Below are 21,285 nucleotides of genomic sequence, written 5' to 3'. Positions count from 1 at the left end.
GAAATTAAGCTTTGAAAATAGAATTGTTTTGATGTTTTTTAATTGCTTTTCTTGACAAAATAATTCCGATAAGTAATGATACAAATGCACCAACCCAAATACCTGGAATAAAATCAATGAATAAAAAGAAATCGTATGCGCCATGAAATAAAGCAGCAAGAAAAAGACCAGTTAAATTTAGGATTATTCTATTATTTGAAAATTTGGCTTTTCCCATATAGTAACCCATAAGTATAGCAAAAGTTGCATGTGCTGGTACTGCTGTAAATGCTCGCATAATTGCAGTTTCAACACCACCTTCTAATACATAAAATATATTTTCTGTAGCCGCAAAACCCATCGATACCATTACAGAATACACAATGCCATCAAATGGTTCATTAAATTCTTCATTTGGCTGAGCATAATATCTTACAATAATATATTTGCTGAACTCTTCTGTTAAACCAACTACAAAAAAGGCTTTGATAAATTGCTCAAAAATACTTGTATGATTATTTAAAGGTAGTGGTATATTTATAATTACATAAAGTATAGTTGTGATTATAATACTGACAATGGCACCAAGTAAAAAGTTTGATATTAATAATCTAGTTGGCTCTTTCTCGTATTTATCTTTTATAAAAATGTAAAAGATAATTGTTAATACTGGAGCTATGGCATAAAGAATTAAATCCATTGATTATAATTGTTTTTTAATAGATTGTATTACAATCTCATAATACGATTTATTACTCGATACAAAATGGTTGTTGGTGTCACTATTTTCTAATAGAAGATTAAAATCTTCAATACTTACTAGCTTTAAATCGTCAACTTCACCTATTTGCGGAGTTAGTGAATTTAAGTCTACACTTAATTTTGCAATAAACGTATGATGAAATTCATTATCAATAATACCATTAGGATATTTTTGAAAACATTGAAAAACGCCAATTTTTTGTAAATCGGTTGCAGTAATATCCAATCCTATTTCTTCTTTAACCTCTCTTATTGATGCTTGTTCTGTGGTTTCACCTGAATCTATATGACCAGCAACAGACACATCCCAAAGCAAAGGGCAAATAGATTTTGATGCTGCACGTTGCGCTAATAAAATTTCACCTTTTGAAGTATAAAACCATATATGAGCAGTATTATGGTAGTGACCTTTAGTATGTATTTCTGATTTTAAAGCAGATTTGCCAGTTGGTACGCCTTCTTTGGTAACAATATCAATGTACTCTTCCATATTAGGTTTTTTGTAGAATCGAAGACATACAAGCAACTAATTTTTTGAAATCTTCTGAGGTATTAAATAAATGACAAGAAATTCGGATGTAATTACCTCTAAATGACACAAAAATATGTTGTTCGGCTAATGCAGATTTTAAAATATTTACATCTAAATCGTCTGGTAGTTTAATTCCGAAAAGATGATGACTTCTATAATTATCATCTTCAATAATGCAACCCAAAGCTCTTAAGTCTTTTACAGCATCAGCAGAAATACTTTTGCAATACTCTTGTATTTTTTTTGGTGACCATTCAATAACCTGTTTTAAGGCAGCAATTTGCATTCGTACATAAATAAAATTACCACTCTCACCAACCGAATATCGATTTGCTAAAGGTTTGTATTGAGACTCATAATTTGTTAGTCCTGAAAAGTTTTCGCTATTTAAACGGTTAGACCAGTTTTCTTCAATTGGCACTCCATTGTCGAAATAAGCTCCGTAATAAGCATAAGCACAACCATAAGGTCCAAAAAGCCATTTATATCCTGCACAAATAAGTGCATCTGGTTGTATTTCTTTTACTGAAAATGGCAATACACCTACAGACTGACTTCCGTCTATAATTAGTAACGCATTATGAGTTTTTGTTTTTTGTCTAATGGTTTTTAAATCGAATAAACTACCATTAGACCAATGAATATTACCCATTGCAACTACAGCAGTTTTGTCTGAAATAGCATCAATAATTGACTCATTCCATTGTTTTACGCGATTAACATCTGTATTTGGTGCTTTAATGGTTTTTATGACAGCATTATACTTGTCAGCTAACTTTTGCCAAGCATAGATATTACTTGGAAATTGCTCGTGAATTACTATAATCTCATCACCAGCATTTAACTTTATATTGTTTGCAACTGTAGCTATACCATAAGATACGGCAGGAATTGTAGCTATTCTGTTATAGTCATCAACATCTACAAGTTCAGCAAATAGTTTTTTTAGTTCTGTAACAGGTTCAAAATAATCAGATATAGTGATAGAGTATGGTCTGTTTTTTTGTTTTAACCCTTCTAGTCCAGCTTCATAGATTGCTTTAAATGAAGGCGATTGCGCAGCGATGTTTAAATACGTAATCTCTTCTGGAATATCAAACAAATGCTTTTGATGTTGTAAACTCATATTTTTTGCTATTAAGAAGGTTTAATAAATGAGATTCCTGCAAAAGCAGGAATCTTATGAATACTATTTAAAGTAACTAAATGTTTCGCCATCTTTAATATTTAATAGCGATTCATAAATTAGTTTTATTACATTTTCAACATCATCACGATGTACCATTTCTACTGTAGTATGCATATAACGTAAAGGTAACGATATTAATGCACTAGCAACACCACCATTACTATATGCAAAGGCATCAGTATCTGTTCCAGTTGCTCTTGATAAGGCAGAGCGCTGAAAAGGAATTTTGTTTTTTTCTGCAGTATCAGTAATTAAATCGCGTAATTTTTGTTGCACAGCAGGAGCATAGGCAACAACTGGACCTAAACCAAGCTCTAAATGACCTTCTTTTTTGCGGTCTATCATTGGTGTTGTTGTATCGTGAGTAACATCTGTTACTATAGCAACATTCGGTTTAATGGTTTGAGTAATCATTTCTGCACCACGTAAACCAATTTCTTCTTGTACTGAATTTGTAATATAGAGTCCGAAAGGTAGTTTTTTCTTGTTTTCATGGAGTAGTCGTGCTACTTCAGCAATCATAAATCCTCCCATTCTGTTATCTAAAGCGCGACATACAAATTTGTCTTTATTAAGTATATGAAACTCGTCAGGGTAGGTGATAACGCATCCTACATGAACTCCCATTTTTTCAACTTCAGCTTTATCTTTAGCACCAACATCTATAGTAATATTCTCTATTTTTGGTGTTTCTTCTTTTGCTTTATCTCTTGTATGAATTGCTGGCCATCCAAATACACCTTTTACAATACCTTTTTTGGTGTGAATATTTACAATTTTACTTGGAGCTATCATGTGGTCACTTCCTCCATTTCTAATTACATAAATCAACCCATTGTCTGAAATATAATTTACATACCATGAGATTTCGTCAGCATGACCTTCAATAACGACTTTATATTTTGCTTTTGGATTAATAACACCAACTGCTGTTCCGTAGGTGTCTGTTATAAACTCATCAACATATGGTTTTAAATAGTCCATCCATATTTTTTGGCCATCCCATTCATAACCTGTTGGTGATGCATTGTTTAAATATTTTTTTAAAAAGTCTAATGATTTTTTGTTTAAAATGCTTGTCTTTGCCATGTATAAAAATTTTGCACTAAAATAACAATATTAATACTATTTTAAGGTTAATGAATGTGTAAATTCTTAATTTTACACTAGATTTTGGAACGATTTTAGAGTCACATTACTGTATGAAGTTTATAACTTACATTTTTTTATTTTTTCCTTTTCTGATCATTGGTCAAATTGAGCCAATTATCCAGGACTCTACTGCTGTAGAATATCATGTGATAGATGGTGACACTATTGCAGTTCCTGTAATTCAGTTAAGAGAAATTGTGCTAAATGGAAAAGGTAAACCTTATGATAAAGATGCTAGAATTCGTTACTTAATTTTAAAGCGTAAAACACATAAAGTATATCCTTATGCTAAACTTGCTGCTGAACGTTTAGTCGCTTTAAACGAACGTTTAGCAACATTAGAAAAGAAGAGTGATAAAAAGGCGTATGCTAAAATTATTCAGCGATATATTGAAGATGAATTTTCCGCTGAACTCAAAAAGCTGACTAGAACAGAAGGTCAGATTTTAGTAAAATTAATACACAGACAGACAGGTAAAACAACTTTTGAACTAATTAAAGAGTTACGAAGCGGTTGGCGAGCCTTTTGGTTTAATAATACAGCTCGACTTTTTGATATCTCTCTAAAAAAGGAGTTTGACCCTGAAACAGTGAGTGAAGATTTTTATATTGAAGATATCTTACAAAAGGCTTTTAGATCAGGACAACTTGTGCCTCAAGAACCTGCATTTCCTATTGATTTTCTTAAGATAAAAGAAAAATGGGCTGATTTATATTATAGCAAAAATTAATATGAGAATACAAAGTCATTTTGAAGAACAACTAAACGCTTGGAGTCATGGTATTGGTGCTTTATTAGGTATTGCTGGATTAGTGTTATTAGTTGTATTTACTCAAAATACAATTGAGTGGAGTTTGTTTAGCGTTATTGTTTATGGTATTTCAATAATTGTGCTTTTTGCTGCATCAACGTTTTATCATGCAGTAAAAGGTGAAAAGCGAAAGCATTATTTTAGAATTGTAGACCATATTAGTATTTATCTACTTATAGCAGGTACTTACACACCAGTATTACTTATAACATTACCAGATAGTTTAGGATGGTTATTGTTTTGGACCGTTTGGGGAATTGCTGCTTTTGGCGTGATTTTAAAACTGTTTTTTACAGGTCGTTTTGAAGTGTTTTCAACACTTTTGTATTTAGTAATGGGTTGGCTTATTGTGTTTGATTTTTCTACTCTTGCTGACCGAATGGATACAAACGGACTATTGCTGCTTTTTTCTGGTGGCTTATTTTATACTGTAGGTATTGTATTTTATGCTATTCATAAAATTCCTTATAACCATGTAATTTGGCATCTATTTGTACTTGGAGGCGCTATTTGCCACTTCTTTATGATTTTTGGGTATGTGATTTAATTACACCAAACTCAAAGCATAACCTAACAATGCACCACCAATTACAATAAAAGCACTATTTAGCTTTTTATATACAAATACTACAATTAAGCTTACAATGGCTATGACTATGGTTCGCCAATCGGTAAGTGTGCTTTTACTCATTTCTATACAAACCACAATTATTAATGCAATAGCAGCAACATTAACTGCATCTAAAAAAGCACCTATAGGTTTTGATTTCCTCATTTTTGGAATCAAAGGGTTTAATAGTAATACGAAAAGGAACGATGGAAGAAAAATTCCAATTGTTGCTATTAGCGCTCCAGAAAAGCCATTTATTTGCCAACCAATAAAGGTTGCTGTACTCAATACTGGTCCTGGTGTCATTTGCCCAATTGCAACAGCATCTATTAATGATTGTCTTGATAACCAGCCATTTGCTACAAGTTCAGCATCTAAAAAAGCAAATAGTACATAACCACTACCATATAAAATAGCTCCAACTTTTAAAAAGGTTAAAAATATTTTTAAGTTACTAATTGTAAAATGCTCAGAAGTTTGATAAACAAATAAAGGAATAATACTATATAAATTTGAAGTTCTTTTTTTGAAAAAGAATAGAGCTAAACCTAACAATCCACAACCAAAAAGTGCAAGTATTTCATTCAGTCCAAATAAGCAAGCCACAACAGTTATAATACCTAAAATGGCAAGCTCAGTAGTTTTTATGGCTTTTTGTCCAAGTCTATAAACTGCCATAATAATGATAGCAATTACAGCAGGCTTTATTCCATAAATAAAAGGTTCAACGCTTGGTAATTGTCCATATTGCTGGTAAAGCCAAGCTAAAAAAGATGTTATCACTACTGCTGGAAAAATAAAACAAATACCAGCAATAAACAGACCTTTCCATCCAGCACGTTCGTGACCACAATGCATGGTCATTTCTGTAGAGTTTGGCCCAGGAATTAAATTGGTTGCGCCAACGAGATCTAGAAAATGTTCTTTGGTCATCCATTTTCGTTTAGTAACCACTTCATCTTCCATCATTGCAATATGGGCAGCAGGACCACCAAATGCTATACTTCCTAGTTTTAAAAACAATAATGCAATTTCTTTTAGATCTTTATTTTGGGACATTTTAAAATACTTGAATTACTTTTTGAACTTACTCACATCAATTTTAAATAACTCTGCGGCATTTTTCCAAAGTATTAACTCTTTCTTTTCGTCTGGCAGTTCTAACTGATCCATAAATTTTAAGTACGATTTCATATTAGAAATAGGCCAATCTGTTCCGTAAAGTAAGTATTTTGGGTCTCCAGCGTAGGTAATCATTTCTTCGATTTCTGTTTTCATGTAACGTTCAAACTTATCTGAAAAATCGCCTAATACCAATCCAGAAATATCTGCATGTACATTCTTGTTTTTGTAAACCACTTCCATACAATCTTTTATCCATGGATTACCAACATGGCAAATCACAATTTTTAAATCTGGATAATCAACAGCTAAATCATCAATATGTAAAGGGTGAGAAAATTTCACTTTACCAGTAGGAGCGTAGGTGTCACCAGAATGAAACATCACAGGCACATCATACTCAACAGCCATATCATACACAACTTTTAGCCGAATATCATTTGGGTAAAAAGGCTCGTAACCAGGATAAAATTTGAGTCCTTTAATAAGACCACTTTCAAGGTATTCACTAATTTCTTTTAAATCTCTATGATTGTAGTTTAAGTAGCTTATACCAGCAACCACGCCTAAATTATCACGTCCGCTAATAGCTTCAACTACCTGCTTAGTACTTGGTCGATGCTCATTTACCTTATATGAAGATAGCACTAAAGAATAATCAACCTTATTTTCCACCATAGTGTCAGTAAGTTTATTTAAGCATTCTTCTAATGAAACAACTCTGTCTTCATGGTAGTTATTTATGTGTGTGTGAACGTCAATAATCATAGTAATAGTTTAATTTATTTTTAGGTTTATAAAGCTAATGAATTCTTGGTGTAGTAGAAAGAGTGAAAGAATTAAACTTCTAAAAAGTCTTTATATTCTTCAAAAAAGGCTTCAAAAAGATTCATTTTTTCATTAAAAAACTCCATTACATCTCTCCATGTGTTTTTATTGTGAATAGATACTTTTTGGTCTAAAGTGACATAAATTCTGGAAATTTCCTTGCCATTGTCTAGTATATATTCTTCTTCAAAAATTGCGTCTGGAAGAAACTCGTCTTTTAAAATAGATTTTAGTGATTGTAGTTTTTCCCAATAGTTAATTCGATTTTCTAAATCGTCTTCTAAATCGAGAGATACTAAAGCTGTCTTTGTATCGAAATGAAATTTAAATGAAAAACCCTTAATTTTTGTGTCGTATAAAATCCATTTTCTGGGAAATGATTTTCCATAACTTATCCAAAAGTCTTCACGTAATTTTCTGCTTTCTTCTTTTGAGAACATGAATTATATTAAATATGCAATACCAACACCTAACAAAATCGACACTAATTTTGATAAATTAAACTTATGGCCTTCACTACTTTCAAATAAAATAATTGTAGAAATATGGAAGAAAATACCAATAACAATGGCATTGATATAATATACGTAACCAGAAACTAATTCCACATTATTTGAAATTACTGTGCCTAGAGGTGTCATTGAAGCAAAAACAACTAAAAAGCCTATAATTTGAGTTTTGGTAAAATGGGATTGCAGTAAATACATTGTTAATAACGCTGCAATAGGAATTTTATGAATCAGCACACCATATACCATATCGTTATGCTGATGAATAGGGAATCCTTCTAAAAAACTATGAATACATAGACTTATAAAAAGTAACCAAGGAAAGGCTGTTTCGTGTTTATGAATATGTACATGACCATGTTCAGCTCCTTTAGAAAAAAACTCCAAAATAATCTGAATTAATATACCACTCATTATAAATAAGCCTGTTTGCTTACCTTCAAGATGTTCATAAACTTCTGGAAGCAAATCAAAAAGCGTTAATGCCAATAAAAAAGCACCACTGAAGGATAATAATATTTTTGTGTAACTCGATTTTTTTTGCTTAAAAATTACCACAAGCATTACACCGATTGCTACAGCATATATAGGAAATAAGTATTTGTTCATACTGCTAAAATACCAAATATTGGTTATTTAAAAATCATTACTAAACGTTCTGAAGTTGTTTTATAATATTTTCTCAATTTGTAATCACCAAAAACATCTAATAAAAACACACCAGCTTTTTCAAAAAGTGCTTCAAAGTCTTTCAATGTTAAAGCTTTAACACGTTCTTGAAAGTTATAATCTTCGCCATCAGCAGTAAAAGAAATATCTTTAATTATATAACCATCTTTTACATAACGTTTTTGATGAAAATCAATTCCTTCAACAGTTTTTACATCTTCAGCAACTAAATTTTCAATAATAAAATCGGTATTCATAAAGTCAATAACACCAAAACCAAACTCGTTTAAATCTTCTTTTATAGCTTTAATAGTATTTAAATTATCTTCATCTTTATCAAAATATCCAAAACTGGTAAATAAATTAAAAACAGCATCAAACTTTTCATTATAAGGTTTGCACATATCATGAACCTCAAAACAAAGTGTGTCGTTTTCAAATTGTTTAGCATATTCTATACTATTTTCTGATAAGTCTACTCCAGTTACATTATAACCTAATGAGTTGAGATACACCGAATGACGACCTTTACCACAAGCTAAATCTAAAACTTTGCCATCTTCAGGAAGATTAAGATAATTGGTTAAATTATCCATAAATTGGTGTGCCTCTTCGTGATCTCTGTCTTTATATAAAATATGGTAGTAAGGTGTATCAAACCATGAAGCGTACCATTGTGTTTTTTCTTTTGTCATCGATTAATTCGTCTGACTGCAAAAATACTTTATTTTTGTAATCTATATTAGATGAATAATGGATAATAATTTTAGTATGGTTGCCAAAACCTTATTTGGCTTTGAAGAACTATTAGCAAAAGAATTAACTCAACTTGGTGCACGAGATGTTAAAGTAGGAGTGCGTAATGTTAGTTTTGTTGGTGATAAAGGCTTTATGTATAAGTGTAATTTAGCTTTACGTACTGCTATTAAAATTCTAAAACCTATTCATTCATTTAAAGTAAAAAACGAGCAAGATTTATACGATAACTTGTATAACATGTCTTGGGAGCAATACCTTAAGCCTACAGGGACATTGGCTGTTGATGCTACTGTGCATTCACATTTATTTACACACTCTCTATATATAGCTCAGAAAACAAAAGATGCTATTGTAGATAAGTTTAGAGATACAACAGGTGAGCGACCGAACGTAGATTTAAAATTTCCAGATATAAAAGTTAATGTACATATTGATAGAAATATGTGTAATATCTCGTTAGATACATCTGGAGATTCGTTACATAAACGTGGTTATAAAACAGCTACTAATATTGCACCAATAAACGAGGTCTTAGCAGCAGGACTAGTAATGCTTTCTGGTTGGGATGGACAAACCGATTTTATGGATCCAATGTGTGGTAGTGGAACTATTTTGGCAGAAGCAGCAATGATAGCTTGTAATATTCCGCCAAACTTAATGCGTAAAGAATTTGCTTTTGAGCGTTGGCAAGATTGGGATGTTGATTTGTTTGAAAAGATTGAAGAATCGCTATTAACAAAAACCAGAGATTTTCATCATAAAATAATTGGTTATGATAAATCGCCAAGTGCTGTTGCAAAAGCTAAAGAGAATATTAAAAATGCTCAATTAGAAGATTTTATTGAAGTGCGACATGAAGATTTCTTTAAAACTCAAAAAGCAGGTGACGAGAAATTGCATATGGTATTTAATCCGCCTTATGGAGAGCGATTAGATATAGAAATGGAAAGTTTTTACAAAAATATTGGAGATACTTTAAAGCAGAATTATCCAGGTACAGATGCTTGGTTTATTACCTCTAACCTTGATGCATTAAAGCATGTTGGTTTACGACCTTCTCGTAAAATACATTTGGTAAATGCGAAATTAGAAGCACGTTTAGTTAAATACGTTATGTACGAAGGAAGCAAAAAAGGGAAATATATGAACTAAAGGCAAAAAGATTTCTTCAATTTACTTACGTTACTAATAATCTACTATTGAAATACTTCACGTGATAATTTTTTATTTAAATTGATGGTTAAAGACACTCTATGATGACTTAATTTATAAATATCACTTTTATTAATTGGAATACCATAACCATAAGTAAGATTTGCAAAACCTAATACACTAATACCTAACTCAGGAATAATTCTAAATTCAGATTTGCTATTATTAAAGTAATTTGCGGCAGATAACCTTATAGTAAAAATTGTTGCTGAAATTTCATATCCGATTTTTGGAGCAATAATAAAACCTTTTCCGTCTCTAAAGTTAGACTCAAAACCCAATCTAACTCCTGAGATACCAACAATTGGAATTTTACCATTATCAACTGTAACTTTACCAACAATAACATTTACATCACTAAAAAATTGATGTTGCAAGATAATACCTGGTGAAAACGCAAAATCAAGTTTAGTATTTTTTTCTTCAATATCTTGAGAAAACAGATAAGAATGTATAAATAAAGATAAAATTACAAGACAATATTTCATCAAATTAATATTTCTCTTGTAGTGTTTTTGTATGATGTTCTATGTGATATGCAGTCCACATAATAATTTCTCTAACAGGCATTTTACCCATTAATGGATGTGGCAAAATAAGCGTATCTAAATTTTTATCAGACATCTTTTTTGTTTTGTACTGTAACTTTTTGTTTTCAACTTGAAGCCTTGTTAAAATATATTCTTTTTCTTTTAAGTTTGGCACTTTCATGTTCTGAGATCCTCTAAAAGTGCGTCCTTGAGCTTCTTTTAATCTATCTTGGTATCGCTGTACAACCGTTTCATAATCACGAACCTCACGATTGGCTTTGCCAAATTTATAACGAAGCAAAAATTTTGGCATACTCAAGGCGTCATTTAATGGTTTTATACTTTGCAATAAATGCAGTGCTTGCTGACCAGTTGTCCATTTGCCTTCTGGGCCTTTTTGCCATTTTTCTGGATCTTGTTTCTCTAACCAAGTAAGAAGATTTTGATTTTTTTCTTCTAAAATATCTGCAATAGATTGTTTGTCCATAGTACTGTTTAATTACTATGCAAAAGATATGAATATTTTAGCGATTTAGCTAATAAGAAAAATGAAGTGTTTACTCTTTAACAGTCGTTTTTTTATCTTTCTTATAAATAGGAATTAAATACGAGATATTGTACCCAAAGCCAACACCAAAACGACCACTATCATAAGTTCTGTTAAATCCTGGAACATATAAATTTTCGAAGTTTGTAGGTTGATCTTGAGTAATCATTCCTTTAAGTTGTGCATTAACACCAACATATAAATTGTTTAGGACTTCTGCCTTAATACCCACAATTAATTCAGCCCAAATTGCTGATAAACCTTTGTATTCTTGTGAGATGTCTGATGAAAATTGTTCTTGCCAATATTGGTCAGAATTATAAACAGTATAATTGTTTAAGGTTTGACTAAACGAGCTTACACCAACTCTAAAACCACTATAAATCATGTTTTCCATGTCTAGCCAGTTTTTGTATAGATTAATATCTACACCAGCTTTAAAATAGCTTCCTGTTGTTGTAGTGTTTAAATAATCATTTTTAAGATTTCGCTCTTCTGTACCTAACTCTCCAGCTAAGTATACTTTTTTTGTTAACCTATAATCAGCATTAACTTCAAAGCCTTTGTAGTCTTTATCAGCAAAAGAACGAACTAATTTACTAACATCTCCACCCAATCGTAAACCATACTTTTCTTTTGAAATAATAGTATCTGTTTTGGTAGTTGTGTCTTGTTGTGATAATAATGTTTGCGGCAACATTATTATCATTAAAAGGTTAATGATATAAAATAATGTGTGCTGCGTTTTCATTGTCTATTCTAGTATTTAAAATATCTCTGTTAATTATCCAATTGTTTGTATCAGATTCTATATCTAAAGAAGCGTCGTTAAAAATGCTTTTATAGCCACAAGCTCTTGATACATATATAAATTGTGGTGTATAAACTACTTCTATAATATCAGTATTTGAATTCGTGTTTACATCTGTATCTGTATCATAATCTGTATCTTTTTTTAATTCAAAACGAGTTGTAGTAATTTCACCTTCATTTTGAAATCGTAGAGGAAGAACAATTGAATCTGTAACTGTGTTAAAAACTATATTAGTAGAATTTCCTTCACCAATTACTGATAAACTACGTACAGTTTTTGTAGCAGTAATATTGCTGGCATCATGAAAACGAATAATTAAATGCGGAGTTGTTGCTGTAGCTTCAGCACAAATATCATCACGCTCACAGCTTAGTGTTATTGTAATGAGTACTATTAAAAGTAAGCTTATTTTTTTTATCATTTGTAAACGTATATCTATTTATCGTTTCTCCAAAAGTACAACATTTTCAACATGATGTGTTTGTGGAAACATATCTACTGGCTGAACTTTTGTTACTTTATACATGGCATCCATTAGCTCTAAATCTCTAGCTTGTGTTGCACTATTACAACTTACATAAACCACTTTATTTGGAGCAATATTTAATATTTGTTGCACAACATCTTTATGCATACCATCACGAGGTGGATCGGTTATAATAACGTCTGGATGACCATGTTGTTTTATAAATTCGTCATTAAAAACGTTTTTCATATCACCAACATAAAACTCAACGTTTGTAATACCATTTAATTGTGCATTTTCTTTTGCAGCTATAATAGCATCTGGTACAGCTTCTACGCCAATAACACGTTTTGCTTGCTTGGCTACAAACTGTGCAATGGTTCCTGTTCCTGTATATAAATCGTAAACTAGCTCATCGCCTTTTAAATCTGCAAAATCACGAGTTACTTTGTAAAGTTCGTAAGCTTGTTGAGAATTGGTTTGATAAAAAGATTTGGCATTAATTTTAAATTTCAAACCTTCCATATCTTCAAAAATATGATCTTGGCCTTTGTAGCAAATAACGTCTTGATCGTAAATAGTATCGTTCGCTTTTCCATTAATAACATATTGTAAAGAGGTTATTTGCGGAAAACTTTCAGCAAGAAAATCTAATAATAATTCACGATTAGCTTTATCTTCTTTAAAAAACTGAATCATTATCATGATATCTCCAGTTGAAGAGGTACGAACCATCATTGTTCTTAAAAAACCTGTTTGATTACGTGTATTAAAAAATTCAAGATTATTATCGATAGCGAATTTTTTAACTGCATTTCTTATATCATTTGATGGATCTTCTTGAAGCCAACATTTTTTTACATCCAAAATTTTGTCCCACATTCCTGGAATATGAAAACCTAAAGCATTTTTATCTCCTAAATCTCTATCAGATTGAATTTCTTCTAACGTTAACCACCTACTATCACTAAATGAGAACTCCATTTTGTTTCTGTAAAAATACTGTTCGGCAGAACCCATAATAGGTGTAACTTCTGGTAATTGTAAATGTCCAATACGTTTTAAGTTGTTTACAACTTCATTTTGCTTGTATTCTAATTGGTATTTGTAGTCCATGTCTTGCCATTTGCAACCACCACAAGTACCAAAATGTTGGCATTTAGGCTCAGTACGTTTTTCAGAATATTTATGAAACGCAATGGCTTTACCTTCAAAATAGGCTTTTCGTTTTTTTAGAGTTTGCACGTCTACAATGTCTCCAGGAACAGCGTTAGATAAAAAAATCACTCTACCATCAGGTGCTTTAGCAATAGTTTTACCTTTTGCTCCTGCATCAATCACTTCAATTTTCTCAAAGACTTGCTTAATAGTTTTTCTTCCCATGGCGCAAAAATAGAATAATTGGCAGTAAAAAGTCTAAAAAATAAATTAAGATTTACTAATTTGCAGCCTTTAGGGATGATTTCTTTCCCACGCTGCTTTTTCGGACTCTTCGAAAGAATAAAGGTAGATAAGGAATGGTTATTTTATTAATTTAAACAAGATTAAAATGGCTGTTTTAGACCAATTAACATCGCAACAAGCGATAGATTTAGAAAACAAGTATGGTGCACATAATTACCATCCATTACCAGTAGTACTAAGTAGAGGAGAAGGTGTGTATGTTTGGGATGTAGAGGGTAAAAAATATTATGATTTTTTATCAGCTTACTCAGCAGTAAATCAAGGACATTGTCATCCAAAAATTGTAAATGCCTTGATAGAACAATCAAAAACCTTAGCATTAACATCTAGGGCTTTTCATAACGATATGCTTGGCAAATATGAGAAATTTGCTTGTGAGTATTTTGGATTTGATAAGTTGTTACCAATGAATACAGGTGCAGAAGCAGTTGAAACTGCTTTGAAAATTTGTAGAAAATGGGCTTACGAAGTAAAAGGAATAGAAAATAAAGAAGCCGAAATTATAGTTTGCAAAAACAACTTTCATGGACGTACAACAACTATTATTTCTTTTTCAAATGATCCTGTAGCTCGTAAACATTTTGGCCCATTTACAGATGGATTTATTAAGATAGACTACGACAATTTAGATGAATTAGAAACGGCTTTAAAAAACAACCCTAACGTTGCAGGATTTTTAGTAGAACCTATTCAAGGAGAAGCTGGAGTTTATGTGCCTAGTGAAGGGTATTTGTCAAAAGCAAAAGCATTATGTGAAAAGTATAATGTGTTGTTTATTGCAGATGAAGTGCAAACTGGTATTGCCAGAACAGGGAAACTATTAGCTGTTGATCACGAAAACGTTAAACCAGATATTTTAATTCTTGGAAAAGCATTAAGTGGTGGAGCTTATCCTGTAAGCGCTGTATTAGCAAATGACAATATTATGAAAGTAATTCAGCCTGGAAATCATGGTAGTACTTTTGGAGGTAATCCAGTAGCTGCTGCAGTTGCTATGGCCGCTTTAGAAGTTGTTAGTGATGAAAGGCTTGCTGAAAATGCCGAAACTTTAGGGCAATTGTTTAGAGGCGAATTACAGAAGTACATAAATACTAGTTCAATAGCTAGTTTGGTAAGAGGTAAAGGTTTACTTAATGCTATAGTTATAAATGATACTGAAGATAGCGATACTGCATGGAACATTTGTTTGGCGTTAAGAGATAATGGTTTATTAGCAAAGCCAACACATGGTAATATTATTCGTTTTGCACCACCTTTAGTAATGACAAAAGATGAGTTGCTAGATTGTATTAGTATTATAATAAAAACCTTAAAGCAATTTGAGAAATAGTTTATGGAAGAAAAATCAGTTTTTGAGACTTTTGAATTAAATTTTTCCAATAAAATTGTAGATAGTCTAAAAGAAATATCAACTTGGAGTTATTTTCTTTCTATTATAGGCTTTATAGGTATTGGGTTTATGGTGATTTTCGGAGCATTGTTTGGAACTATTTTGGGTAGTATGCCTAATAATCCTTATGAAGAAATGGGAATTAGTATGGGTTATTTTGGACTTATATATGTCTTTATTGGATTAATTTACTTTTTTCCAGTATTATACCTATTTAATTTTTCAAGAAAAATGAAAAGAGCTTTAAGTTTAAAAAATAATGACGATTTATCTTCTGCATTCGATAACTTAAAATATCACTATAAATTTATTGGTATTTTTACAATTGTAATTATAAGTTTATATGCGCTTATGTTTATAATAGCTTTATTTTCAGCTGCGTTATAAATTTATATCAAAACATAAAACTAAAAAGGCTGACAGTTACGTCAGCCTTTTTTAATATACTTTAATTAAGGGTTATTGTCCCATATTACGCATCATTTCTTGTTGCATTTCTTGAATACCTTCATACCCAATAGTTGAGAATATCCAAACGATGTATAATAAATATATAGCGTTTAATACTAATCCAATAATGGCTAGAATTTTACCGATTTTTACATTATTGTAATCTGAATACAAATCTGGATTTGCTGCATATAATTTTGTTGCTTTACTAGCTAAAACTAAGGCGATAATACCAAAGATTAGTCCTATTATACCATAACAACAGCAGGTCACTATTGATATAATTCCGAAAACTAAAATTAAGGTTGAATTTGGTAATTGTTGTTTTTCCATCTGGTTGATTTTTTAATTGGTTATTTTATATAAGTAACTAGCAACAATGATTACAGCATTTAAAATGAGTAAGAATATTTTAATTTTTGAATCATGTTTAAATTTATAGAATAGATTAAAGATAATAAAAAAAGCTAATAATAAAATTGTGAATACAGCAGGATACATTTTAAAAGCTGCACTAAATTCACCTTGAAAGACCAACACTATTGCTCTTTGTAAACCACAGCCTAAACAATCTATACCAAATAGTTTTTTATTTAAACAAGGTAACATGTAATCTTCTAGTGAAGACATAAATAATAGAGTTAGGTTTTACAAATGTATAAAACTAGAGTTTTAAATTTAGCTCGTTAATAAAATATTACTTTAAATCATAAAAAATATAATTTTAAACTTTAATTTCGAACACAGATTTTTAAGCAAGTAAAACATGAATTTTTCAAGAATACTTAATTTTATTTTAATTGTAATTGGTGGAATTGTAGCTATTTATGCGCAAGCTAGAGCAGATCAAAACCAATATATACTTATTGGAGGTATTTGTATTTTAATGATTGGTGTGTATCGTATTTCTCGAAACATTCCTAGTAAAGATGATTCTGAAAATCAAGAATAATATATGGATTTTAAAGTTGGAGATACTGTTTTGGTTATAGATGAAGCTTTTTCTGGTGTTATTAAAAGCATCAGCCAAAGTATAATTTCTATTGAAACTGAAGATGGATTTGAACTTGACTTTAATCCTAAAGAATTACTAAAAATAAACCCTAAAGCATCATTAAAATCTGAATTATTTGCAGAGCATTCTATTGATTCGGTTATATCTGAAAAAGAGCAACCAAAAAGGAGACAAGTACCAAAAGTAAAGCCTAAAGAAAGAAACTTACCTGCAATGGAAGTTGATTTGCATATTCATCAATTAACAAATTCAACAAAGCAGATGTCTAATCACGATATGCTAACATTACAGTTAGATACAGCAAAGCGTCAGTTAGATTTTGCGATACGAAAACGCATTCAAAAAGTTGTATTTATTCATGGTGTTGGTGAAGGAGTTCTTAAATTAGAATTAGAGTACCTCTTTTCACGATATGATAATGTAAAGTTCTATGATGCCGATTACCAAAAATATGGTTTAGGAGCTACCGAAGTTTATATTTATCAAAATGTAGCGTCTTAATTTAAAACGTTGGAGTTACAGATCTAGTCCTAGTTTCTGTTAAAGTTCCAAAATCTAGTATTTGTTGAGTAATGTTTGGAAATTGTACATTTTGAAACTCAATTTCAATTACAAAAACTTGATTAATTGTATTTACTCTATAGGCTGTTGCAGGAACAGTAGTACTAACTAATGGGTTTAAAAAATCTGGACCAGCTCCAACTGTTGTAACATCATTTGTAGGGTTTTGATCTACAGAAATATTTTCTTCATCACGTGTTAAAACACCATCACCATCATCATCAGCATCTAAATAATCTGGAAGGCTGTCACCATCAGTATTTCTTGGGTTTGTAAATGGATTGTTATCTCCATCAGTATTACTATCTTCATTTTTGGTTAAAACATTGTCTCCATCGTCATCTGCATCTAAATAGTTAGGTAAACCATCTCCATCAGTATCTGTTGGGTTTGTTGCAGGATTATTATCTCCATCTAAGTTTTCATCTTCATCAGCCGCAGGTATTCCATCATTATCATCTTCAGTAAGTGTTGTTGTAATAAATGCACTACCAGATGTTGCTGCAGAATCTCTAGTAATGTTTAAATCTGCTGGTGGTATATCGTTACAAAAAGGTGATGAAGGCAAACTACTATAAGTTCTGTAATTAAACGTATTTGTTGAGTTAATTGTTATTACAGGAATTGTAGGATTAACTAAAGTTACTAAAAGTGGGTTGGTAGTATTAATACTTGTTTGTATAATTTCATCAAAAGTATATCCATTCACTTTTAATGATAAAGACTCTGCTGGATCATTTTTTGTTTTATAAAAGACAAGCTCGCCACAATGAGTAAAAGTGTCATCAAAATCAAAATTAACTGTAATAATGTCTCCATCATTACATGATGTAAATAGTAGACTTAAACAAAAAATAAATAGCAATTTTCTCATTTCAATAGATTTGGTAACAAAAATAAACGATTTGTCAATTTATAACGTTGCAAGTTGAAAATAATTTTAATTGACTTATTTTTGCGCTTTAATATTTAAAGATGAGCAGGCAGATTTATTTTGATAATGCAGCAACAACTCCAATGCGTAATGAAGTTGTAGATAGAATGACTGAAGTAATGAAATTAAACTTCGGCAATGCTTCATCTACGCATAGTTTTGGTCGTTCATCTAAAGCATTAATTGAGCAATCAAGAAAAGTAATAGCTTCATTTTTAAATGTTTCGGCTTCGGAAATTGTGTTTACTTCTGGTGGCACTGAGGCTGATAATTTAGTGTTACGAAGTGCTGTTAGAGATTTAAAAGTTGAAGAAATTATTACTTCTAAAATTGAACATCATGCTATTTTACATACAGTTGAAGAATTATCAAAAGAGTTTAAAATAGATGTAAAGTATGTCAATTTAGATTCAAAAGGAAACATAAACTATCAGCATTTAGAGCAATTATTGCAATCAGCTAAAAAGCAATTAGTATCATTAATGCATATAAATAACGAAATTGGTAATGCGTTAGATATAAAGCGTGTTGCTGATTTATGTAAACTAAACAATGCATTATTCCATAGTGATACTGTACAGTCTGTAGGTCATTATAAACTAGATTTACAAGATATATCAATCGATTTTTTAGCAGCAAGTGCACATAAATTTCATGGACCTAAAGGTATTGGGTTTGCATTTATTAGAAAAAACTCTGGGCTAAAAGCTTCAATTTTTGGAGGAGAGCAGGAGCGAGGTTATAGAGCAGGAACTGAGTCTATACACAACATTGTTGGTATGGAAGAGGCTTTAAAAATATCTTATTCTAATTTAGAGGTTGAGCGCGAGTATGTGTTAGATTTAAAAAAGCATTTTATAAGCTCACTTAAAAAGTCGTTTTCTGAAGTATCATTTAACGGAAATTGTGAAGATATAGAAGATAGCACTTACACGTTACTTAATGTGTGTTTGCCAATAGCACCTGAAAAAGCAGCTATGCTTCAATTTCAATTAGATTTAAAAGGGATTGCTTGTTCTAAAGGAAGTGCTTGCCAAAGTGGAAGCAGCCAGAACTCACACGTACTTACTGAAATTTTAGATGAAGTACATTTAAAACGCCCTTCTGTTCGTTTTTCGTTTAGTAAATTTAATACTAAAGACGAAGTTGATTATGTAATTGAAGTTTTAAATTCTTTTGTAAACAATTAATTTTTCACAATCACCTTTTTAGTTATCACTTTAGCATTTCCTAAGTCAAGAGATGCAACATAAACACCATCACTTAAAGATTTAGTTGAAAAACGATATTTATTTTGAAGCTCTAAGTTTGAATAATTAAATACTTGTTTACCGTTAATATCATACAAACTAATACCTTTTACATCTAAAAGAGTTGGATTAAGTACTGTTAACTCAAACTCATTATTATTCTGAAAAATATTAAGATTATTAATTTCGACTTCAGTAATGTTTAGTGTTTCTGCTTCAAATGTAACTTCAAAGCGATTACTATAATTTCCTTGAGGTAAGTTAATTTCAAAATCTTGAGTTCTTAAATCTAAATAAATACCATTCTCAATATCATGAATATATATTGGCTGCGTTACATCAAAATTTTGAATATCACTAATTCTTATTCTTATAGATTTTGCTTCGTTTAAGTTAATTACTAAAGGAATTTTTAAGCTGCTTTCAAAATTAAATGCTTGAATTGTGTATGGAATATTTTCACCTATCCAATATGCATCAGATGCTACGCCTTCAGGGCTTACAGCTTCAAGTCCATAATCAAAACCAGACGTTGCAGTTGCATGAAAGTTCATTAGCAACTCTCTTGTATAAATGTCATTAAAATCTACATAAACTCTAAATCGTTTATAGTCTTCTGGTACATAAAACGAAGCTTCAGCATCGTATGTGTCAGCCGAGTTATTTGAATTTATATTTGAAGATCTGAAAAACTCACTATCTGCACTAGATTCCTTATAGTAAACTCTATGATTATTAGATAATAATAAATTGCTATTTGCGACACCTCTTACCATAAAGCCTTGACCAATTGGAATATATCTTCTTGCTCTTTTTGTTGTAGGACTAATTGTTCCAGGTAAAGCTGACGGTAAACCATTTTCTAAATAAGTGATAAAAGTAGCTTTAGTAAACGATTCTACTCCACCTGCAGATATAGTATAACTTGCATAGCCACCAACATAATCTGCAATATAATGTGATCCAGTTGAACCATTACCAGGTTGTTGTTCCCAATAGTATAATACACCATTTATTGAAGAAGTATTTTGTGGATCATGTATAAGATCTAAAGCATCAATAGCAGAAGGATAAGGATTTCCTACTAAAGTCCATTTTGCTGGAGCTACTGTATTTAAAATATCTCCATTATTTGGTTTTCCTCTAAACTCATATAATTGGTTACCAAAAACTCCAGTTCCCATTCCTTTCATTGTAAAACCTAATCCTGTTTTTACATTTCCTGTAGGACCAACATATTCCCAATCACTATAGTTAGATGACGTTACATATGTCCAAAGCCAAGAATCTGATATTGTTAATGGACTTGAAATTCCATTATAAGAGGTTGTAAAAACAGCATCTTGACTATCAATTAAACTAGGAGTGATTATTAATGGATCGTCAATTAAGTTTACTCTAAAATCTCTATTTAAAGTAGAGTTTAAATCAACATTACCAACTGGAGAACACCAATAATTATATGACCACTGGTTTACGGTTCCATCTTGCTGCACACTTAGTTCGCCAATACCTGAGTTTCCAGTACTACCAGAACCTTGAACTAATTGTCCTTCATTTCTTAAATATAGCTTAGTAGTACTTTCTTCAAGGTTTATATAGTCTTCAACAAAAACTATTTCATCATTAACAAAAATATAACTGTCATTTCTAACCGAAAGTTGTGCAACCAAATTGATGCTGAATGATAAGCAGATAATAGTGACTAGGTTTCTCATCTAGATAGATT

General features: G+C 31.0%; 26 protein-coding genes. 8 read left to right on the top strand and 18 right to left on the bottom strand.

Annotation, left to right across the window (positions count from 1 at the left end; all coding sequences use genetic code 11):
- Positions 1 to 4 precede the first annotated feature (4 nt).
- The 4 genes from IEW41_RS00315 to IEW41_RS00300 all read right to left on the bottom strand — a co-directional run bounded on the left by IEW41_RS00315 (position 5) and on the right by IEW41_RS00300 (position 3,551).
- Positions 5 to 679 carry a PrsW family intramembrane metalloprotease gene (locus IEW41_RS00315; protein WP_188604346.1) on the bottom strand — a complete coding sequence of 225 codons (675 nt, stop codon included), beginning with the start codon at positions 677 to 679 and terminating at the stop codon, positions 5 to 7.
- A 3-nt stretch (positions 680 to 682) separates the two neighbouring features.
- Positions 683 to 1,231, bottom strand: coding sequence for an NUDIX hydrolase (locus IEW41_RS00310; RefSeq protein WP_188604345.1), 549 nt, complete (start codon positions 1,229 to 1,231; stop codon positions 683 to 685).
- A 1-nt stretch (position 1,232) separates the two neighbouring features.
- On the bottom strand, positions 1,233 to 2,399 hold the full coding sequence (locus tag IEW41_RS00305; RefSeq protein ID WP_188604344.1) for an aminotransferase class V-fold PLP-dependent enzyme: 1,167 nt from the start codon (positions 2,397 to 2,399) through the stop codon (positions 1,233 to 1,235).
- A 63-nt stretch (positions 2,400 to 2,462) separates the two neighbouring features.
- On the bottom strand, positions 2,463 to 3,551 hold the full coding sequence (locus IEW41_RS00300; protein ID WP_188604343.1) for a M42 family metallopeptidase: 1,089 nt from the start codon (positions 3,549 to 3,551) through the stop codon (positions 2,463 to 2,465).
- A 113-nt stretch (positions 3,552 to 3,664) separates the two neighbouring features.
- On the opposite strand from IEW41_RS00300, the gene IEW41_RS00295 reads away from it, so the two are divergent.
- Together IEW41_RS00295 and trhA are read left to right on the top strand one after the other, a co-directional pair.
- On the top strand, positions 3,665 to 4,345 hold the full coding sequence (locus IEW41_RS00295) for a DUF4294 domain-containing protein (RefSeq protein ID WP_188604342.1): 681 nt from the start codon (positions 3,665 to 3,667) through the stop codon (positions 4,343 to 4,345).
- Between the two features lies 1 nt (position 4,346).
- Positions 4,347 to 4,973, top strand: a complete 627-nt coding sequence (trhA, locus tag IEW41_RS00290; RefSeq protein ID WP_188604341.1) for a PAQR family membrane homeostasis protein TrhA — start codon at positions 4,347 to 4,349, stop codon at positions 4,971 to 4,973.
- Here the strand turns inward: trhA and chrA are convergent, their stop codons facing one another.
- From chrA to IEW41_RS00265, 5 genes are all read right to left on the bottom strand, one after another.
- Positions 4,974 to 6,095, bottom strand: a complete 1,122-nt coding sequence (gene chrA / locus IEW41_RS00285; protein WP_188604340.1) for a chromate efflux transporter — start codon at positions 6,093 to 6,095, stop codon at positions 4,974 to 4,976.
- Positions 6,096 to 6,110: 15 nt separating this feature from the next.
- Positions 6,111 to 6,926: an amidohydrolase family protein gene (locus IEW41_RS00280; RefSeq protein ID WP_188604339.1), complete on the bottom strand. Its 816-nt coding sequence runs from the start codon at positions 6,924 to 6,926 to the stop codon at positions 6,111 to 6,113.
- A gap of 71 nt (positions 6,927 to 6,997) precedes the next feature.
- The gene (locus IEW41_RS00275) at positions 6,998 to 7,426 is read right to left on the bottom strand and encodes a DUF4268 domain-containing protein (RefSeq protein WP_188604338.1); all 429 of its coding nucleotides are present in this window, start codon (positions 7,424 to 7,426) and stop codon (positions 6,998 to 7,000) included.
- Positions 7,427 to 7,429: 3 nt separating this feature from the next.
- Positions 7,430 to 8,104 carry a ZIP family metal transporter gene (locus tag IEW41_RS00270; RefSeq protein WP_188604337.1) on the bottom strand — a complete coding sequence of 225 codons (675 nt, stop codon included), beginning with the start codon at positions 8,102 to 8,104 and terminating at the stop codon, positions 7,430 to 7,432.
- Between the two features lie 23 nt (positions 8,105 to 8,127).
- Positions 8,128 to 8,859, bottom strand: a complete 732-nt coding sequence (locus IEW41_RS00265; protein WP_188604336.1) for a class I SAM-dependent methyltransferase — start codon at positions 8,857 to 8,859, stop codon at positions 8,128 to 8,130.
- 58 nt (positions 8,860 to 8,917) lie between these two features.
- On the opposite strand from IEW41_RS00265, the gene IEW41_RS00260 reads away from it, so the two are divergent.
- The gene (locus tag IEW41_RS00260; RefSeq protein ID WP_188604335.1) at positions 8,918 to 10,075 is read left to right on the top strand and encodes a THUMP domain-containing class I SAM-dependent RNA methyltransferase; all 1,158 of its coding nucleotides are present in this window, start codon (positions 8,918 to 8,920) and stop codon (positions 10,073 to 10,075) included.
- A gap of 44 nt (positions 10,076 to 10,119) precedes the next feature.
- Here the strand turns inward: IEW41_RS00260 and IEW41_RS00255 are convergent, their stop codons facing one another.
- From IEW41_RS00255 to rlmD, 5 genes are all read right to left on the bottom strand, one after another.
- On the bottom strand, positions 10,120 to 10,623 hold the full coding sequence (locus tag IEW41_RS00255) for a hypothetical protein (protein WP_188604334.1): 504 nt from the start codon (positions 10,621 to 10,623) through the stop codon (positions 10,120 to 10,122).
- A gap of 4 nt (positions 10,624 to 10,627) precedes the next feature.
- On the bottom strand, positions 10,628 to 11,152 hold the full coding sequence (locus IEW41_RS00250) for a DinB family protein (protein ID WP_188604333.1): 525 nt from the start codon (positions 11,150 to 11,152) through the stop codon (positions 10,628 to 10,630).
- Between the two features lie 70 nt (positions 11,153 to 11,222).
- Positions 11,223 to 11,963 carry a DUF6048 family protein gene (locus IEW41_RS00245; RefSeq protein WP_188604332.1) on the bottom strand — a complete coding sequence of 247 codons (741 nt, stop codon included), beginning with the start codon at positions 11,961 to 11,963 and terminating at the stop codon, positions 11,223 to 11,225.
- A complete protein-coding gene (locus IEW41_RS00240; protein WP_188604331.1) occupies positions 11,929 to 12,447 on the bottom strand; it encodes a DUF6452 family protein in 519 nt (172 codons plus the stop codon). Before IEW41_RS00240 ends, IEW41_RS00245 begins: the two co-directional genes overlap by 35 nt.
- A gap of 18 nt (positions 12,448 to 12,465) precedes the next feature.
- Entirely contained in the window at positions 12,466 to 13,875 is a 1,410-nt protein-coding gene (gene rlmD / locus IEW41_RS00235) for a 23S rRNA (uracil(1939)-C(5))-methyltransferase RlmD (protein WP_188604330.1), read from the bottom strand.
- 166 nt (positions 13,876 to 14,041) lie between these two features.
- Here rlmD and rocD point away from each other — a divergent pair, with 166 nt between their 5' ends.
- Entirely contained in the window at positions 14,042 to 15,286 is a 1,245-nt protein-coding gene (gene rocD, locus IEW41_RS00230) for an ornithine--oxo-acid transaminase (protein WP_188604329.1), read from the top strand.
- Between the two features lie 3 nt (positions 15,287 to 15,289).
- Positions 15,290 to 15,733: a DUF5362 family protein gene (locus tag IEW41_RS00225; protein ID WP_188604328.1), complete on the top strand. Its 444-nt coding sequence runs from the start codon at positions 15,290 to 15,292 to the stop codon at positions 15,731 to 15,733.
- A gap of 72 nt (positions 15,734 to 15,805) precedes the next feature.
- Here IEW41_RS00225 and IEW41_RS00220 read toward each other — a convergent pair whose 3' ends face one another.
- Both IEW41_RS00220 and IEW41_RS00215 read right to left on the bottom strand, forming a co-directional pair.
- On the bottom strand, positions 15,806 to 16,129 hold the full coding sequence (locus IEW41_RS00220; protein ID WP_188604327.1) for a CCC motif membrane protein: 324 nt from the start codon (positions 16,127 to 16,129) through the stop codon (positions 15,806 to 15,808).
- A gap of 12 nt (positions 16,130 to 16,141) precedes the next feature.
- The gene (locus IEW41_RS00215) at positions 16,142 to 16,426 is read right to left on the bottom strand and encodes a DUF2752 domain-containing protein (protein ID WP_188604326.1); all 285 of its coding nucleotides are present in this window, start codon (positions 16,424 to 16,426) and stop codon (positions 16,142 to 16,144) included.
- Positions 16,427 to 16,562: 136 nt separating this feature from the next.
- Here IEW41_RS00215 and IEW41_RS00210 point away from each other — a divergent pair, with 136 nt between their 5' ends.
- Together IEW41_RS00210 and IEW41_RS00205 are read left to right on the top strand one after the other, a co-directional pair.
- Positions 16,563 to 16,748: a hypothetical protein gene (locus tag IEW41_RS00210; RefSeq protein ID WP_188604325.1), complete on the top strand. Its 186-nt coding sequence runs from the start codon at positions 16,563 to 16,565 to the stop codon at positions 16,746 to 16,748.
- A gap of 3 nt (positions 16,749 to 16,751) precedes the next feature.
- Positions 16,752 to 17,312, top strand: a complete 561-nt coding sequence (locus tag IEW41_RS00205) for a DUF8465 domain-containing protein (RefSeq protein ID WP_188604324.1) — start codon at positions 16,752 to 16,754, stop codon at positions 17,310 to 17,312.
- 1 nt (position 17,313) lies between these two features.
- Here the strand turns inward: IEW41_RS00205 and IEW41_RS00200 are convergent, their stop codons facing one another.
- The gene (locus tag IEW41_RS00200; RefSeq protein ID WP_188604323.1) at positions 17,314 to 18,246 is read right to left on the bottom strand and encodes a hypothetical protein; all 933 of its coding nucleotides are present in this window, start codon (positions 18,244 to 18,246) and stop codon (positions 17,314 to 17,316) included.
- Positions 18,247 to 18,347: 101 nt separating this feature from the next.
- Here IEW41_RS00200 and IEW41_RS00195 point away from each other — a divergent pair, with 101 nt between their 5' ends.
- Complete coding sequence (locus IEW41_RS00195; protein ID WP_188604322.1) at positions 18,348 to 19,496, top strand: cysteine desulfurase family protein; 1,149 nt, start codon at positions 18,348 to 18,350, stop codon at positions 19,494 to 19,496.
- Here IEW41_RS00195 and IEW41_RS00190 read toward each other — a convergent pair.
- On the bottom strand, positions 19,493 to 21,274 hold the full coding sequence (locus IEW41_RS00190) for a DUF8693 domain-containing protein (RefSeq protein WP_188604321.1): 1,782 nt from the start codon (positions 21,272 to 21,274) through the stop codon (positions 19,493 to 19,495). The two genes, IEW41_RS00195 and IEW41_RS00190, sit on opposite strands and share 4 nt — an antisense overlap.
- Between the last annotated feature and the right edge of the window lie 11 nt (positions 21,275 to 21,285).

The sequence above is a fragment of the Aquaticitalea lipolytica genome (assembly GCF_014641635.1).
Lineage (GTDB): Bacteria > Bacteroidota > Bacteroidia > Flavobacteriales > Flavobacteriaceae > Aquaticitalea > Aquaticitalea lipolytica.
This window is presented reverse-complemented; position numbering and strand designations above follow the sequence as displayed.